The organism is Ramlibacter ginsenosidimutans (assembly GCF_016654015.1).
Lineage (GTDB): Bacteria > Pseudomonadota > Gammaproteobacteria > Burkholderiales > Burkholderiaceae_C > Ramlibacter > Ramlibacter ginsenosidimutans.
On record NZ_JAEPWM010000005.1, the window covers coordinates 194,194 to 209,207 of the forward strand.

Below are 15,014 nucleotides of genomic sequence, written 5' to 3' on the forward strand. Positions count from 1 at the left end.
AGTGCGGCCATATGGTTTTGTGCCTACTGCATCGGGTCCTCGCCGCAGGTGAGATCAAGAAGCCATAAGTCAATTTAGGCAGCGGCTTCTCGCTCCGTATATGCCAGATGGGAGAGACGGCGTGCACCGCGACGAGCGGTAAGGGATATGTGCAGCACGCCAGCGGAAGCGCCACAAATGCGCTTGCCTGGTACTCTCGCCCTGTCCGCTCTGGGATCGGCAGTTGCCGAAAACAAGGGTGCTTCAAGACGCACATCAAGAAGATGCGCGACGCGATCGACAACACCCGCCGCATGCGCGACGTGGTCGGCGACCGTGTGGACCTGCTGATCGAGATCCACCGGCGTCTCACGCCCGCGGAGGCGATCGTGTTCGCGCGCGGCATCGAGGACACCCATCCGATGTTCATCGAGGACCCGATCCGCCCCGAAGGCCCGGACGCCATGGCGCGCGTGGCCGAGAAGATCGGCATCCCGATCGCGACCGGCGAGCGCTTCGCCAACATCTACGAATTCCAGGCGCTGATGGCGCGCGGTGGCGTGGAGTACGCGCGGGTGGACCTGTGTCTGTGTGGCGGCATTACCGGCGCGAAGAAGGTCGCGGCCATGGCCGAGGCCCATCACGTGCAGGTGGTGCCGCACAACCCGCTGTCCCCGATTGGCCTGGCGGCCTGCCTGCAGCTGGACGCGGCGATTCCGAACTTCGCGATCCAGGAGTACGCGACGGGTTTCGAAGCCGGCATCTTTGAATCGCGGCCCGAGCACCTGGGCAGCGACATCGTCGACCACGTACCGCGGCCGAACATGGGATTCGTCGACATCCCGTCCGGACCGGGCCTGGGCATGAACCTGCTCCCGGACGCGCAGAAGATCCGCCCGCCGCTGGTCAAGCCGATCAGCATGCGGCCCCACTACGACGGATTCGTGGTCGACCAGTAAGCCGCTCGCACCGCTCCCGGATCCGCCAGAGCCAGACCTGTCGAGGGGGGGCGGCTGCCAAGGGTCGAAAGCGGACATACTTAGCCTCCGTTCGTGCCCTTCCCACGGGGCGGGCTGGACGATCAGTCGACCGTCAGGAGGTGCCATGCCACACCACGTGTACAAGATCCTGGAACTCACCGGATCCTCGCCCTCGGGGATCGAAGATGCCGTCAACACGGCCATCGCCAAGGCCAGCGAAACCGTCCGCAATATGCACTGGTTCGAGGTCGTGGAGACCCGAGGCCACATCGAAGACGGCAAGGTCGCCCACTGGCAAGTGACGATGAAGGTCGGGTTCACGCTCGAGTGAGCTGAGGGACCGAATTCGGGCCGGCGCCAGACCCGGCCCTTGCAGGCTCGCGGACGGCTTGTTGCGCGGATGGGCGAACAGGATGTCGCGCTCATGCGCGCCTGCTACATGACTTCCCGCCCGCCCTGTACCAGCTTCTGTACCAACGGGTGCTGGATGCGCCGCTCCGCCGAGATCAGGAAGAAGTGCTCGACGAGCTCGGGCGTGTCGCCCAGCAGCCGCAGCCCCTTGTCGGCGAGCAGTTCGGCGCGCGACCAGCGCGAGGCGGGAAACGCGCCCATGCCGCTGCGGCCGAAGGTGGCGAGCAAGGCGCTGTCCTCGAACTCGCCGGCCACGTGCGGGCGGAAGCCGTGGCGCTCGAACCATTGGTCCAGGCGCGGGCGCACGGCGGCGTGGCCGGTGGGCAGCAGCAGGGGCATGTCCGCCAGGCACTCGGGAAAGCGCTTGCCCCCTTTCTTCACCAGCGCCGCCGGCGCGAACCACGCGAGCGACGCTTCGCCCAGGGCATGGCTGTACAGGCGCAGGTTGGGATTGGGCGGAGCGGCGCGGTCGGAGAGCACGGCGTCCAGCCGGTGCAGCGCGAGGTCGCCCAGCAGGCGGTCGAACTCGTCCTCGTGGCACAGGAGCCGCACGCCGGTGCCGTCCACGGCCGGCTGCAGCAGGTGGGGCACCACCAGCTTCGGCAGGCCGTCGGGGATCCCGACCGCGAGGCGCCTGCCTTGCCCGGTCGCCGCTTCGCGCACGGCGGCAGGAAGTTGCTCACCGAGCTGGAAGATCTGGTCGGCGTGCGTCATCGCGGCCACGCCCGCCTCGGTGAGCGCCATGCCGCGACCGGCCGGGCGGAACAGGGCGTGGCCCAGCGACTGCTCCAGCGCGCGCACCTGCGCGCTCACCGTCTGCACCGCCATGCCCAGCCGCGTGGCGGCACGGCCCATGCCGCCTTCCTTGGCCACGACCCAGAAGTAGTAGAGGTGGCGGTAGTTGATGGGAGCTGCCATGGCCCGAGTGTGCCCTCAGCCGGGCGCGTCCCTGGCGGGGGCAGCGCTCACAGGCGTGCATCGCGCTCAGGCCGCTTGCTGGATGCCGGCGACCACCCAGCCGCCGAAGCCCGTGCGCGGTTTTTCCAGGTGCCACACCTCGTGCAGGTCCTCGGGCAGGGTGCCTGCCTGCTCGCGGATGCTGCCGGTGAAGCGCACGCTGACGATGTAGCGGCTGTCTTCCTGCGCCACGTCCAGCACCTGCGCCTCCAGGCCGAATACCTCCGTGTGCTGCGGGGCGTCGCCGCGCTCCACGAGATCGGCTCGCACCACCTCGAACATGGCCGGGGTGAGGAAGTCGCGCAGGCGCTCGAGGTCGCGCGCGTCATTGGCCGCTTGCAGCGCCATGAACTGCGCCTTGGCGTTGCGCACGAAGGCCGCAATGTCGAAGTCCGCAGGGATGGTGCCCACGGCCGCCGTCGCAGGCGCGCTGCTGGCGCCGATGCGCGAGCCGATCAGCGAGCCGCCCTGCGGCGCCTGTTGCAGCGGATTGCGGAACACGCCCGGTTCCTGGGCGGCGCGGGGCATCTCGGCCCCGGCCAGCGCCGGACCCTGCGGGGCCGCGCGCTTGCGCATCACGAAGCCGATCAGCGCCAGGACGGCCATGGCCACGAGTGCCATGGTGAGCACGTTGGACAGCGCTTCGCCGAAGCCGAAGTGCGACGCGAGGGCGGCGATGCCCAGGCCGGCGGCGAGGCCCGCGAGGGGGCCCATCCAGCTGCGCCTGGGTGCGGCGGCGGCGGCAGCGCCGGCGGCAGTGGGGGCCGTGGCGGGCGCGGCCTGCGTCGGCGCGTGCGCCGGGCTGCCGCCGGGGGTGGCGGCCGGCGCGGTCACGTTCTGCCGTTGCATCCCGCTGGATTTGCCGCCGCCCAGGCGCCGGGCTTCGGCGTCCAGGCTCACGGCCATCCCCAGCGTCAGGACGACGGCGAGGAGGGCGAGTGCTCGTTTCATGGTGCTCCTTCGAGAGGTGTGGGGTCAGGCAGCGCAGGGTAGCCCCTGCAAGCGCCGCGAAAAAGCAGAGGATTCCTGCCGGTCCTTCCCGAAAAACCGAAGTCCGGCGCCGCCGCATGGGCGACCCTGGCCTCCGGCCGCATTACCATCCGCCCATGCAGTACTCGGTCGCCGTTCGCGCGCTGTGCGAATTCACCGCGAAGCGGGGCGACCTGGACCTGCGGTTCACGCCCTCGCCCAGCGCGCAGGAAGGGATGGCCGGGCACCAGCTGGTTGCCGGCCGCCGCGGCCCCGGCTACGAGACGGAGATCAGCCTGCGCGGCGAATTCGGGCCGCTCGTCGTGCGCGGTCGCGCCGACGGCTACGACCCCCACGCGAATCGGCTGGAAGAGATCAAGACCCATCGCGGCGACCTGCGCCGGCAGCCGGGCAACCACCGCCTCCTGCACTGGGCGCAGGCCAAGGTCTACGGATGGCTGTTCTGCCAGGAACGCGGCCTGGACCAGATCGACCTCGCCCTCGTGTACTTCGACGTGACGACACAGCAGGAAACCTGCTTCGTCGAAACGCACTCCGCCGAATCGCTGCGCGTGTTCTACGAGGACCGCTGCCGCGAGTTCCTGGCGTGGGCCGAACGAGAACTGGAGCATCGCCGGCAACGCGACCTCGCGCTGGCGGCGCTGGCCTTTCCGCATGCGGGCTTTCGTCCCGGGCAGCGGGAGCTCGCGGCCGCCGTGTACCGCGGCGTGACGGCCGGTCGCTGCCTGCTGGCGCAGGCGCCCACCGGCATCGGCAAGACCATCGCCACGGTCTTCTCCATGTTGAAGGCTGCACCTGCACACGGCGTGGACAAAGTCTTCTACCTCACGGCGAAGACGACCGGCAGGCGGCTGGCGCTGGATGCTGCAGCGCTGCTGGGACGAAGTGCGCCTGCGATGCCGTTGCGCGTGCTGGAACTGACCGCGCGTGACAAGGCGTGCGAACATCCCGACAAGGCCTGCCACGGCGACGCCTGTCCGCTGGCGCGTGGCTTCTACGACCGTCTACCCGCCGCACGCGACGCAGCACTCGACGAACGCTTCCTCGACGGCGCGACGCTTCGCGACGTCGCGCTGCGGCACCACGTTTGCCCCTACTACCTTTCGCAGGAGTTGGTCCGCTGGGCCGACCTGATGGTGGCCGACTACAACTACTGGTTCGACGGCAGCGCGATGCTGTACGCGATGACGGTCGCCGGCGACTGGCGCGTCGGCGTGCTCGCGGACGAAGCCCACAACCTCGTGGAGCGTGCGCGGTCCATGTACTCGGCGTCGCTTCAGCAGGCTTCCTTGCGCACCGTGCGGTCGACGGCGGCGGCACCGGTGCGCCAGGCCCTGGCGAAGCTCGGGCGCCAGTGGAGTGCGTTGCGCAAGGCGGATACGCAAGCGGAGGGGAAGCTCGCATCGCTGCCTGGCGGCTTCCTGGTCGCACTCAAGCAGGCGACGCTCGCGATCGAGGCGCAACTCGCGGAGTCCGCACCCGGTGCGGCGGACGCCGGCTTGCAGCAGGCCTACTTCGACATCCTGGGGTTCACGCGCCTCGCCGAGACATTCGGGTCGCACTCCTCGCTCGAGGTCACGCACGCCAAGGCCGCCGGGCGTGACGCCACCACCGTGCGCATCCAGAACATGGTCCCGGCGTCCTTCCTGAAACCGCGCTTTGCGGCAGCGCGCGCGGTCACTCTGTTTTCCGCCACCCTGAACCCGCCGCGCTACCACATGGACATGCTGGGCCTGCCCGCCGACGCGGCCTGGATCGATGTGGAATCCCCGTTCCGGCCCGAGCAGCTGGAAGTGCACCTGGTCAGCACCATCTCCACGCGCTATCCCGATCGGCATCGCTCCATCGCGCCGATCGTGCGGCTGATCACCGACCAGTTCACGCGTCGGCCCGGCAACTATCTCGCCTTCTTCAGCAGCTTCCAGTACCTCGACATGGTCGCTGCGGATTTCAGCCGGTGCCATGCCGACATCCCCATGTGGGTGCAGGCGCGTGGCATGGACGAAGGCCAGCGCAGCGCCTTCCTGGACCGCTTCGTTCCCGCAGGCGCGGGGATCGGCTTCGCCGTGTTGGGCGGAAGTTTCGGCGAGGGGATCGACCTGCGCGGCGACCGCCTGGTGGGAGCATTCGTCGCGACACTGGGCCTGCCGCAGGTGAACCCCCGCAACGAGCAGCTCAAGGCCTGCCTGGATGCGGTGTTCGGGGCCGGCTACGACTACACGTACCTGTATCCGGGCCTGCAGAAGGTCGTGCAGGCTGCCGGCCGCGTGATCCGCACCCAGGAGGACCAGGGGGTGGTCTACCTGATCGACGACCGCTTCGCACGTCCGGCGGTGCGCGGCTTGCTGCCGCAGTGGTGGCGGATCGCGCCGGGGCGCCTGGCGTGATCCGCGTCGAACGAGGCGATTGCACCGTGCGGGCCCGCCGTTTGCCACAATGCAGCGTGCAGGTCGCCGCCGTGGCACCGACGAAGGAAGAATGAAGTCAAACAACGCGAGTCCGCTGGCCCTGTCCTGGACCGGGTCGCTGCTCCACCGTCTCCAGACGCTGTGGCTGCTGAAGATGACGGGCACCATCGGGGGAATCTGGGGCTTCTTCCTGCTGTATTTCTGGACGCAGGAAAGCCGGGCGACGCACGCCGTCACCGTGCCGATGACGGCCGTCGACCACTGGGTCGGCGTGAGCCAGTCGGCGTTGCTTCCGTATGCCTCGCTGTGGGTGTACGTCGCGCTCGCACCTGCCCTCGCGCGCGACCTGGCGGGAGTGCGCAAGTACGTGAGCGGCGCCTTGATCATGGCTTTCCTGGGGCTCGCGACCTACTGGTTCTTTCCCACGACCACGCCGGCGTTCGGCGTGCACTGGTCGGATTACCCGGCGCTGCAGGTGCTGAAGACCGCGGACCGGGGCGGGAATGCCTTTCCTTCCCTTCATGTCGCGTTCGCGGTGTACAGCGGCGCCATCATCGCGGGCGAGCTGCGCAGCATTTCCGCGCCGCCATGGGTGCGCGGCGCCAGCTGGCTGTGGTGCGCCGCGATCGTCTATTCCACGCTGGCGACACGCCAGCACGTCGCGATCGACGTCGCCGGCGGCCTCGTGGTGGCGGCGGTGGCGCTGCTCGCCTGCGGCAGCCGCGCCATGACGCGGCTCATCCGCGCGGATTCGGGGACGCAGGCGAGCTAGCGAGAGTTGCAGCCGTGCGCGGCTCGCGCCGGCACGTCGCGGGCGGTGGGAAGCCTCGGCGCGGACAACGGCGGCGAGGGCAGGAGCACCTGAACCGCGCCGCCGAAGGCGCTTACTTGCTCGGGTAGACGACGTCGGCGCGCCGGTTCTGCGCCCACGCCGCCTCGTCATGGCCGGCCGCAACCGGCTTTTCCGCGCCCCAGCTCGTGGCATCCAGCTGCGAGGAACGCGCGCCGAACACCTCCAGGGCTTTCGCGGTGGCGTCGGCCCGGCGCTGGCCAAGCGCCAGGTTGTATTCGGCGCTGCCGCGTTCGTCCGTGTTGCCCTCCACGCGTACCGACACGCCCGGGTGCGAGGCCAGATAGCGGCCTTGCAGCTCGATCACATCGCGGTCCTGCTGGCGAATCGCGTTGTCGTCAAAACCGAAATACACGCTGCGGCGCTTGGCAATCGCGCTGCTCGGGTCCAGGTATTCGGGCCTGAGCGTCCCAGGCGCTGCGGCAGCCGGTTGCGCGACCGAGGCCGCCGGTGAAGCCGCAGCGACACCGGGTGCCGATGTCACCGGCGCGGGCTTCGGCGGCGTCGAACAGGCAGCAAGGCCCAGGGAGGCGGTGATGAGGATCAGCGGAAAACGCAAGGGAGGCTCCCGAAATTTGACGCGCAACTCTACAACAGAATTTGTGCAAATCCAATGGAGAAGAAGGCATCGGCGTCTCGGGCTTGCCGCTGGCAGCGCGGGAGCGGATCGCTCCGCGATTCATCCTAGCGGGAATGCGCTGAGCTGCACCTGACGCACCGCTTCCGAAGGAAGCTCGCGCGCGCGGTGCCGTGGCCCGCGTTTTTTTTCGTTACCGACCTGTTGAGCCACCGAACCGGAGGCATGATCCCCAGCGAGTATTGCTACTGCCCGCCGCCATTGATTTCTCACCAAGAACCGTCCCGTTCGAGCAGACAGACGCTCTCCAACCGGGACTCCCTCATGGCCATGCTGGGCCTGTGCTGCGTTGCAACGCTGGTGGCGCTGGACCAGACGGTGGTCAGTACCGCGCTCCCCGCCATCGTCACCGAACTTCATGGTTTCGATCTCTATGCGTGGGTCGCGACGTCCTATCTCCTGACCTCGGTGATCACCGTGCCCGTCGTCGGGCGCCTGGGTGACCAGTTCGGACGCAGGCCCTTCGTGCTCGCCTCCATCGTCATCTTCTGCGCGGCGTCGGCATTTTGCGGTTACGCGAGCAACATGCACGCGCTGGTTGCGGCGCGCGCGCTGCAGGGCGTCGGCGGTGGCATGCTGGTGGGTAGCGCCTTCGCGTCGATCGTGGACCTCTTTCCCGATGCGCACGTTCGCCTGCGCTGGCAGATGATGATGGCGTCCGCCTTCGGCCTGGCGAACACGCTCGGTCCATCGCTGGGCGGCGCGCTGACGCAGTCCCCTGGCTGGCGGTGGATCTTCTACATCAACCTGCCGATAGGCTTGGTTGCACTGGCCGCGGTCTGGCGCTTCCTGCCGCACGTGCGCCACGGCACGTCCGGCGAGAAGACGCGAATCGACTGGCCGGGTGCCGCGATGATCGCGGCCGGGCTGGGCAGCCTGCAGCTGCTGGTGGAACTTGCGCCGCAGCACGGCTTCACGACCGGCATGGTGGCGATCGCGGTGCTCTGCGTCATTGCATTCGCGGCGCTGTTCCACTGGGAGCGCCGGGTCGCGCATCCCCTGATCCCGGGCGCGCTGCTGCGCAATGCGTCCCTGCGCAGCATGTTTCTCCTGGCCGCCACCAACGGGTTCATGCAGTTCTCGCTGCTGGTGTATGTGCCGCTCATGTTCCAGGGTGGCTTTGATCTCTCCGCGCGCACGGCCGGCATGCTGGTCACGCCACTGGTGGCCTTCATCATGGTGTCGAACGTATGCAACGCGCGCATCCTGCCGCGCATCCCGCACGCCGCGCTGATGGTGAACCTGGGTTTCGCACTCACGACCCTGTGCACGGCCTGCATGCTGCTTGCCAACGCGCACTCGTCACATGCCTTCCTGGTGGCCGTGATGATGATCGGCGGCATCGGCATGGGCCTGACGATGCCGAACCTCACGATCACGATGCAGCAGGCTGCACCGCGCAAGGACGTCGGTATCGGCATCGCGCTCCTGCAAAGCCAGCGCATGGTGGGCGCGATGCTGGGAACGGCGTTGACGGGCGCGACGGTGAACTGGGTCTACCGCCGCACGGTCGCCGATGCATTCGCGCGCGAGTCCGGCGGCGCCACTTGGCAGCAGCAACTCGCGAATCCCGAGATCCTTCTGAGCCAGGAGCGCCAGGCCACACTTCTCGGCCAGCTTACCGCAACGGGTTACAACGGCGCGGCGTTGATCGGGATGGCGCATGAGGCGCTGGTGCATGCGATCCACGTCGGCTTCTGGCTGACCATCGCGGTGGGTCTCGCCAGTTTCCTGAGCACCCGCACGATGCCGCGGATCAGTTTCCGCACTTCCAGCGTGAAGGCGGGAGTCGAGGAAGGTTACCTGCACGAGCCCTGAGAGGGCATCTGCGCAGTGGCACAAAGCAAAACGCCCACCGGCGGTGGGCGTCCTTCGCAGCCTGGGGCATGCACCCTCAGCTGCGAATCCTTCAGAAGCGGTAGCCGAGTCCCAGCGTCACGCCGTCCACCTTGACGCCGTCCTTGTCGGCGAGACGGGTGTAGTCGAGGCCGACATTCACCCTGGGCGTGACGTTGTACTTGGCGCCGACGCCGTAGGCGAAGTCGTTGGACGAGACGTCACCGGTGGACAGGCCAACATTGGTGCGGGCGAAGCCCACTCGGGCGAACACTTCGGTGTTGCCGAAGTCGTACTTGGGCTTGACGAAGACACCATAGCTGGACTTCAGTTTGGCGGTGATCCCGTTGTCGGTGTCATGGCCCGTGCCGCCTTCCAGCATGCCTTCGACAGCCAGGTTGGGGTGCACGTCATAGCCGATGATGCCGCGCACGGCGCCCGGCGTGGCCTTCACGCCGTTGCCGTGGATCTGGGTCCAGGAATAACCGAGCTCGCCGTACAGGGGTCCGGCAGCGGGGGCTTGTTGCGCGTGGGCGGCAACGCCCAGCAGCAGGCTCGCTGCAGCAGTCGCGATCGCGATAACTTTCATCTTGCTTCTTTCACTTTGGTTCTAAGACCCGCATCAGCTGCGGGCCGCGCCAGTTTGCATGGCGCACTTGTCCGCTCGGTACCGGCGGATGTAGCGCCGGTAAAGAGCATGTGCAGCGTGCAAGCGGAAGGCCGCGCGTGTAACTCCTGAGCCGCTCCTGGCCATGGATCTCGCCTCCCGGCGCGGCAGATCGGTGCCATCATGGACGAAGCAACCGGAGGGGCTCGGGTCCGTCCGCGGGAGTTCTCAGTCTGATCCACGACCACTACGATCTGATCGTCATCGGCAGCGGGCCGGGTGGCGCATCGCTCGCGCAGCGCCTCGCACCGACGGGCAAGCGCATCCTGATCCTGGAACGGGGCGATTACCTGCCGCGCTCGGAAAAGAACTGGAGCAGCCAGGCGGTCTTCGTCGACGGCATCTATCAGGCGCGGGAGACCTGGACCAACGCCACGGGCAAGACGTTCAGCCCCGCCCTGCATTACTTCGTCGGTGGTAACAGCAAGGTCTACGGCGGTGCGCTCCTGCGCCTGCGCGAGCGCGACTTCGGGGAGGTTCTGCACGCCGGTGGGGTGTCTCCCGCGTGGCCGCTGGACTACGCGGTGTTCGAGCCGTACTACGCGCAGGCCGAGCGGCTCTTTCACGTCCACGGGCAGCGCGGGGAGGATCCGCTCGAACCGTGGGCGAGCACGCCTTATCCGCACCCGCCGGTGAGCCACGAGCCCAGGATCGCCCAGCTGGACGCGGACCTGCGTGCTATCGGGCTGCACCCGTTCCATCTGCCGCTTGGCATCCTTCTCGATGAGAAGCCCGATGGAACTCCGACGCCCACCAGCGTCTGCATGCGCTGCAGCTTCTTCGACGGCTTCCCGTGCCTGCTCAATGGCAAGGCGGACGCCCAGGTCATCTGCGTGGACCCGATGCTGGCCGCCCACGACAACGTCACCTTGATGACCAACGCCTATGTGTCCCGCCTCGGCACCGATGCTTCCGGCCGCCGGGTCGACGCCGTGCATGTGACGCGCAACGGTGGCGAGGAGATCTATTCGGCCGACATCGTCGTGGTCGCCTGCGGTGCGCTCTCCTCGGCGCTGCTGCTGCTGCGATCGGCCAACGATCAGCATCCCGACGGCCTTGCCAACGGCTCTGGCCAGGTGGGACGCAACTACATGCGCCATCACATGAGCGTGCTGATGGCGGTCATGCCGCAGGCCAACGACACGGTGTTCCAGAAGACGCTTGCGTTCAGCGATTTCTATTTCGGCGCGGACGACTGGCCGCATCCGCTCGGACTCGTGCAGATGTGCGCCACCAGCCATGCTCCGCAGATCCGGGGCGAGGTGCTGCCCGAATGGCTGGAATGGCTGCCCCGGATGCCCTTCGAACAGATCGCGCGCCACTCGATGGATTTCTGGCTGCAGGCCGAAGACCTGCCGCATCCGGACAACCGTATCTACTACAAGGACGGCATGGTCCACCTGGATCAGCACGAGACCAATCCCCAGGCGCTGCACCATCTCAAGCGCAAACTCAAGCAGGTGCTCACCGAGGCCGGCCATCCGCACGTGCTGCTGGAACGCAGTCTCTATTTCGGCAAGGACATCCTGCTGGACGGCACCGCCCACCAGGCGGGTACGGCGCGCTTCGGAACCGATCCCGCCACGTCGGTGCTCGACCTCGACTGCCGCGCCCACGAGGTCGACAACCTGTACCTGGCCGATGCCAGTTTCTTTCCGTCGATCGGCGCGGTGAACCCCACGCTGACCATCATCGCCAACGCACTTCGGGTCGCCGACCGCATCAGGGAGCGGCTGTGAGCAGTGCTGCGATGGCGGCCTTGGCCGTGCGCTGTGGGCTGGTCCTGCTGTTCCTGCCCTTCAGCGCCCTGGACAAGGTGCTGAACTTCGAGGGCGCGGTCCGCCAGGCGAGCGAGACGTTCCCCTGGCGCCCACTCGCGATCGCCGCGATCCTTTGCGGGCTCGGCATCGAAGTGTTCATGTCGCTCGGCATCGTCACCGGTGTCGCGGACCGGGCGTGTGCGCTGGCGATGGCGGCGTATTGCGCCGCGACCGCGATCCTGTGGAAACGCTTCTGGGCCCAGGGCGACTTCTGGTCCGACGCAGGCGGCCGGGGCCGGACGCTGTTCTGGGATTTCCTGAAGAACCTGTCGCTCGCCGCCGGGTTCCTGCTCCTGACCGTCGGCACCGACGGATCGGGGCTGGCCGTTTTCCTCGCGCATCCGCTGGCATCCAGCCATCCCTACGCCGCACGCATGGAGAAGCCATGAGCGATCTCGGTCCCCGCCCCAGCGTTCCGTACTGGCATCTGTGGGTCGACGAGGAAGGCGTCAGCCACCAGCGCCAGTGCCGTCTCGACCACTACGGTCCGCACCGCGTTGGCGATGCGGATGCACAGTGGAACAATCCCCAGCCGCGCTCCGAGGCCAGCGTCGTCTTCACCGTCCAGCCGGTCGGCTGGGTGGGCGAGTGGCACGAGAATCCGGCGCCGCAATGGATCGTGGTCCTGTCGGGACGCTGGTTCATCGAGAGCATGGATGGCACGCGCATCGAGCAGGGGCCGGGCGAGTTCTCGCTCGGCGAAGACCAGGGTTGCGTCGAGCAGGGCGGCAGGAAGGGCCACCGCTCCGGCACCGTCGGCAACGAGCCGTGCTGTCTGATGACGGTGCAGCTCCATGTCGATCCTGTGCGCGCACCTTGCCACGTGAGGTAGCGGCATGGACAGCATCGAGATCTGCGATCCGCGTTTTCGCGCACTGGTGCTGGCCAATGCGCCGCTGGAGACACTCGGCACCGGCTATCGCTGGCTGGAAGGACCGGTGTGGTTCGCGGACCATGACTGCCTGTACGTCAGCGACCTGCCCAACGACCGCGTGCTGCGCTGGAGCGAACACGGCGGCATCTCGGTATTCCGCCAGCCCTCCGGCTTCGCCAACGGCCACGCGCGCGACCGCCAGGGACGCCTGCTCACCTGCTCGCACCGCCACCGCAACGTCACGCGCATCGAGTTCGATGGAACCGTGACCGTGCTCGCCAGCCATCGCGACGGCAGGCGCCTCAATTCGCCCAATGACATCGTCTGCAAGTCGGACGGGACGATCTGGTTCAGCGACCCGATCTACGGTATCAGCACCGACTACGAAGGCGGCAAGCAGCAGCAGGAATTGCCGCCGACGCTCTACCGGCTCGATCCGGCCAGCGGAGAGCTGCGCATCGCTACGGCCGATTTCGTCAACCCGAACGGACTGGCCTTCTCGCCGGACGAGCGCTGGCTTTATGTCGCCGAGACCGGCGACCAGTTCGACGACGCAGCGCCGCGCTGCATCCGCCGCTTCGCAGTTGGCGAAGACGGCAAGCTTTCGGGCGGCGAACGTTTTTACAGCGTCACGCCGGGCGCTGCCGACGGCTTTCGTGTCGACGAGCAGGGCAATCTCTGGTCGAGCGCGGGCGATGGCGTCCACTGCATCAGCCCGCAGGGCGAGTTGCTCGGCAAGATCCTCACACCATCGCCGGTGGCCAACGTGTGCTTCGGCGGCCGCAACCGGTCGCGCCTGTTCGTCTGCGCCTCGCACACGCTGATGGCGATCTACACCAACGCGCGCGGATGCGTTCGCCCGTGACGGCCAGTCTCACGGCCATCCTCGCGTTCCGGCTGGTGACCCGCGAGCCGGCGCGGCTCGTGGCCTTCTATACGGGACTCGGTTTCGCCGCGGGCGAGCCGCAAGCGATCCCCGCCGCGGAAATGACGCTGCTCGGGTTGCAGGGCGTCGGCTGGCGGCGAACCCTGTCGCTTGGCGATCAGCGCATCGAGCTGGATCATTTCGACCCGCCGGGGCAGCCTTATCCGTCGAACGTCACGGGCGCGGACAGCCGCTTCCAGCATCTGGCACTCGTCACCGACGATGCGGCCGCCGCCTGGTCGCGCGCTCGCGCGCTGGGCGCAGCGACGATTTCCGTCGGCGGGCCCGTGACATTGCCGGAGTCCTCGGGCGGCGTGACCGCCGTCAAGTTCCGCGATCCGGAGGGACATCCGCTGGAGCTGCTGCAGTTCGCCGGCTCACCGCGCAAGGCCGGCCTGCTTGGCATCGATCACAGCGCCATTTCGGTCGCCGACGTGGAGGCCTCCCGCGCTTTCTACGAAGCGCTGGGCCTGTCCACGCAAGGTCGAATGCTGAACCACGGTCCGACCCAGGCCGCACTCGATGCACTCGCCGGCGCCGAAGTGGATGTCGTGCCGCTGATGCCTGCGATCGGGACGCCGCACCTCGAGCTGCTCGGCTACCGCTCGCCATCCCCTCGAAGGGCAGGGCACCTGGCTGCGAACGACGTGGCAGCCACCCGCGTCGTGTGGAGCGCTGACCGCGACGGATTGCTGCGCGACCCCGATGGCCATCTCCATCTGCTCACCAGAGTTGACAAAGGATCGCCTCCTGGCTGAGATCAACGTGACCCGCTGAGCGTTGCCATCGGCGGCCAGCGCTGCTGCATCCGAACAATGGCGCCGTGGCTTAATCCGGCAGTGAGTCCCCTATCCCTTCAAGCGGAACGCTTCGTTTCCGAGATCGTCCGTAACCGTTTCAACCGCGCCATCCTGGATGCGTGGAGCGATCTCGCATTGCCGGACGGTTGGCTGGTGGCCGGATGCCTCTTCCAGACCGTGTGGAACCTCCAGTCCGGCCGCTTGCCGCACGAAGGGATCAAGGATTACGACATCTTCTACTTCGACGCGGACGATTTTTCGGCGGCCGGCGAGGCGCGCGTGCAGGCGCGCGTCGAGCGGCTGCTCGGTTTCCTCGGTGTTCCCATCGAGGTCAAGAACCAGGCGCGGGTGCACCTTTGGTACGAGGAGCACTTCGGCCATCCTTATCCGCAGCTCGCCACCGCGAGGGAGGGAATCGACCGGTTCCTGATTCCCTCGACCTGTGTCGGCGTGCGTCGCACGGCCAGCGGTCACGAGCTCTACGCACCCAACGGACTGGAGATCCTGTACGCCGGGCTCATCACGCCCAATCCGCTGACGCCCCATCTGACGCTCTTTCGGGAAAAGGCCGCGTCTTATCAAAGCCGCTGGAACTGGCTGCAGGTTCGTGAAGCGGCGTGAGGGCTGCATCAACGCAGGCGCACTGGGCGGAGCTGGGCCTCGAGGCCGCGCTGCCTCCTGGAAGCGAGGACCTCTGGCTGGACATGCGCAGGGCCGGAGGGAAACGTGAAGGGGCTGCGTTCGATCGGCTTCGTGCCAGAGTGACGCGACCGTGTGCCCGGCCGCTTGCACGTTTCCCCAATGGCGGCGATTCGCGGTAGCGGCAAGCATGACGCATCTGCAGGGAGGAAACCATGCGAAGCCTTTCCCGTCTCGCCTG

Annotated in this window: 15 protein-coding genes and 1 pseudogene; 12 read left to right on the forward strand and 4 right to left on the reverse strand. The window is 67.6% G+C overall.

Going from position 1 to position 15,014, the window contains the following annotated elements:
• Positions 1-107: 107 nt before the first annotated feature.
• Both JJB11_RS13985 and JJB11_RS13990 read left to right on the forward strand, forming a co-directional pair.
• A complete protein-coding gene (locus JJB11_RS13985; protein WP_277988827.1) occupies positions 108-938 on the forward strand; it encodes a mandelate racemase/muconate lactonizing enzyme family protein in 831 nt (276 codons plus the stop codon).
• Between the two features lie 145 nt (positions 939-1,083).
• Positions 1,084-1,290, forward strand: a complete 207-nt coding sequence (locus JJB11_RS13990) for a dodecin (RefSeq protein ID WP_201172131.1) — start codon at positions 1,084-1,086, stop codon at positions 1,288-1,290.
• A gap of 104 nt (positions 1,291-1,394) precedes the next feature.
• On the opposite strand, the gene JJB11_RS13995 is transcribed toward JJB11_RS13990, so the two are convergent.
• Both JJB11_RS13995 and JJB11_RS14000 read right to left on the reverse strand, forming a co-directional pair.
• Complete coding sequence (locus JJB11_RS13995; RefSeq protein ID WP_201172132.1) at positions 1,395-2,288, reverse strand: LysR family transcriptional regulator; 894 nt, start codon at positions 2,286-2,288, stop codon at positions 1,395-1,397.
• Positions 2,289-2,354: 66 nt separating this feature from the next.
• A complete protein-coding gene (locus JJB11_RS14000; RefSeq protein ID WP_201172133.1) occupies positions 2,355-3,278 on the reverse strand; it encodes a Tim44 domain-containing protein in 924 nt (307 codons plus the stop codon).
• A 155-nt stretch (positions 3,279-3,433) separates the two neighbouring features.
• Between JJB11_RS14000 and JJB11_RS14005 the strand changes: the two genes are divergently transcribed.
• Positions 3,434-5,704, forward strand: coding sequence for an ATP-dependent DNA helicase (locus JJB11_RS14005; protein ID WP_201172135.1), 2,271 nt, complete (start codon positions 3,434-3,436; stop codon positions 5,702-5,704).
• A 91-nt stretch (positions 5,705-5,795) separates the two neighbouring features.
• The gene (locus JJB11_RS14010) at positions 5,796-6,497 is read left to right on the forward strand and encodes a phosphatase PAP2 family protein (RefSeq protein ID WP_201964841.1); all 702 of its coding nucleotides are present in this window, start codon (positions 5,796-5,798) and stop codon (positions 6,495-6,497) included.
• A gap of 112 nt (positions 6,498-6,609) precedes the next feature.
• On the opposite strand, the gene pal is transcribed toward JJB11_RS14010, so the two are convergent.
• Positions 6,610-7,134, reverse strand: coding sequence for a peptidoglycan-associated lipoprotein Pal (gene pal / locus JJB11_RS14015; RefSeq protein WP_201964842.1), 525 nt, complete (start codon positions 7,132-7,134; stop codon positions 6,610-6,612).
• A 279-nt stretch (positions 7,135-7,413) separates the two neighbouring features.
• Here pal and JJB11_RS14020 point away from each other — a divergent pair, with 279 nt between their 5' ends.
• Entirely contained in the window at positions 7,414-9,030 is a 1,617-nt protein-coding gene (locus JJB11_RS14020) for an MFS transporter (protein ID WP_377371079.1), read from the forward strand.
• A gap of 91 nt (positions 9,031-9,121) precedes the next feature.
• Here JJB11_RS14020 and JJB11_RS14025 read toward each other — a convergent pair whose 3' ends face one another.
• Positions 9,122-9,637, reverse strand: a complete 516-nt coding sequence (locus JJB11_RS14025; RefSeq protein WP_201172138.1) for a porin family protein — start codon at positions 9,635-9,637, stop codon at positions 9,122-9,124.
• Between the two features lie 281 nt (positions 9,638-9,918).
• Between JJB11_RS14025 and JJB11_RS26575 the strand changes: the two are divergent.
• The 7 genes and pseudogenes from JJB11_RS26575 to JJB11_RS14055 form a co-directional block, all read left to right on the forward strand.
• A pseudogene (locus JJB11_RS26575) lies at positions 9,919-9,993 on the forward strand (NAD(P)-binding protein); the annotation flags it as partial.
• A gap of 216 nt (positions 9,994-10,209) precedes the next feature.
• Positions 10,210-11,454 (forward strand): GMC oxidoreductase, encoded by a 1,245-nt coding sequence (locus tag JJB11_RS26025; protein ID WP_201964843.1) that lies wholly within the window; start codon positions 10,210-10,212, stop codon positions 11,452-11,454.
• Positions 11,451-11,924, forward strand: a complete 474-nt coding sequence (locus JJB11_RS14035) for a DoxX family membrane protein (RefSeq protein ID WP_201172140.1) — start codon at positions 11,451-11,453, stop codon at positions 11,922-11,924. Before JJB11_RS26025 ends, JJB11_RS14035 begins: the two co-directional genes overlap by 4 nt.
• Positions 11,921-12,367, forward strand: coding sequence for a cupin domain-containing protein (locus tag JJB11_RS14040; protein ID WP_201172142.1), 447 nt, complete (start codon positions 11,921-11,923; stop codon positions 12,365-12,367). The genes JJB11_RS14035 and JJB11_RS14040 overlap by 4 nt, the downstream gene beginning before the upstream one ends.
• A 4-nt stretch (positions 12,368-12,371) precedes the next feature.
• Positions 12,372-13,274: an SMP-30/gluconolactonase/LRE family protein gene (locus JJB11_RS14045; RefSeq protein WP_201172144.1), complete on the forward strand. Its 903-nt coding sequence runs from the start codon at positions 12,372-12,374 to the stop codon at positions 13,272-13,274.
• Complete coding sequence (locus JJB11_RS14050) at positions 13,259-14,092, forward strand: VOC family protein (protein WP_201172145.1); 834 nt, start codon at positions 13,259-13,261, stop codon at positions 14,090-14,092. The genes JJB11_RS14045 and JJB11_RS14050 overlap by 16 nt, the downstream gene beginning before the upstream one ends.
• A gap of 57 nt (positions 14,093-14,149) precedes the next feature.
• Positions 14,150-14,755, forward strand: coding sequence for a nucleotidyltransferase family protein (locus tag JJB11_RS14055; RefSeq protein ID WP_201172147.1), 606 nt, complete (start codon positions 14,150-14,152; stop codon positions 14,753-14,755).
• Positions 14,756-15,014: the final 259 nt, after the last annotated feature.

Excerpts from the sequence above, each read along its gene's own strand:
- JJB11_RS13990 (WP_201172131.1), top strand. The coding sequence starts at position 1,084 with ATGCCACACCACGTGTACAAGATCCTGGAACTCACCGGATCCTCGCCC.
- JJB11_RS14000 (WP_201172133.1), bottom strand. The coding sequence starts at position 3,278 with ATGAAACGAGCACTCGCCCTCCTCGCCGTCGTCCTGACGCTGGGGATG.
- JJB11_RS14050 (WP_201172145.1), top strand. The coding sequence starts at position 13,259 with ATGCGTTCGCCCGTGACGGCCAGTCTCACGGCCATCCTCGCGTTCCGG.
- JJB11_RS14045 (WP_201172144.1), top strand. The coding sequence starts at position 12,372 with ATGGACAGCATCGAGATCTGCGATCCGCGTTTTCGCGCACTGGTGCTG.
- JJB11_RS14040 (WP_201172142.1), top strand. The coding sequence starts at position 11,921 with ATGAGCGATCTCGGTCCCCGCCCCAGCGTTCCGTACTGGCATCTGTGG.
- JJB11_RS13985 (WP_277988827.1), top strand. The coding sequence starts at position 108 with ATGGGAGAGACGGCGTGCACCGCGACGAGCGGTAAGGGATATGTGCAG.
- JJB11_RS14005 (WP_201172135.1), top strand. The coding sequence starts at position 3,434 with ATGCAGTACTCGGTCGCCGTTCGCGCGCTGTGCGAATTCACCGCGAAG.
- JJB11_RS14010 (WP_201964841.1), top strand. The coding sequence starts at position 5,796 with ATGAAGTCAAACAACGCGAGTCCGCTGGCCCTGTCCTGGACCGGGTCG.
- JJB11_RS14055 (WP_201172147.1), top strand. The coding sequence starts at position 14,150 with ATGGCGCCGTGGCTTAATCCGGCAGTGAGTCCCCTATCCCTTCAAGCG.
- JJB11_RS14025 (WP_201172138.1), bottom strand. The coding sequence starts at position 9,637 with ATGAAAGTTATCGCGATCGCGACTGCTGCAGCGAGCCTGCTGCTGGGC.
- JJB11_RS13995 (WP_201172132.1), bottom strand. The coding sequence starts at position 2,288 with ATGGCAGCTCCCATCAACTACCGCCACCTCTACTACTTCTGGGTCGTG.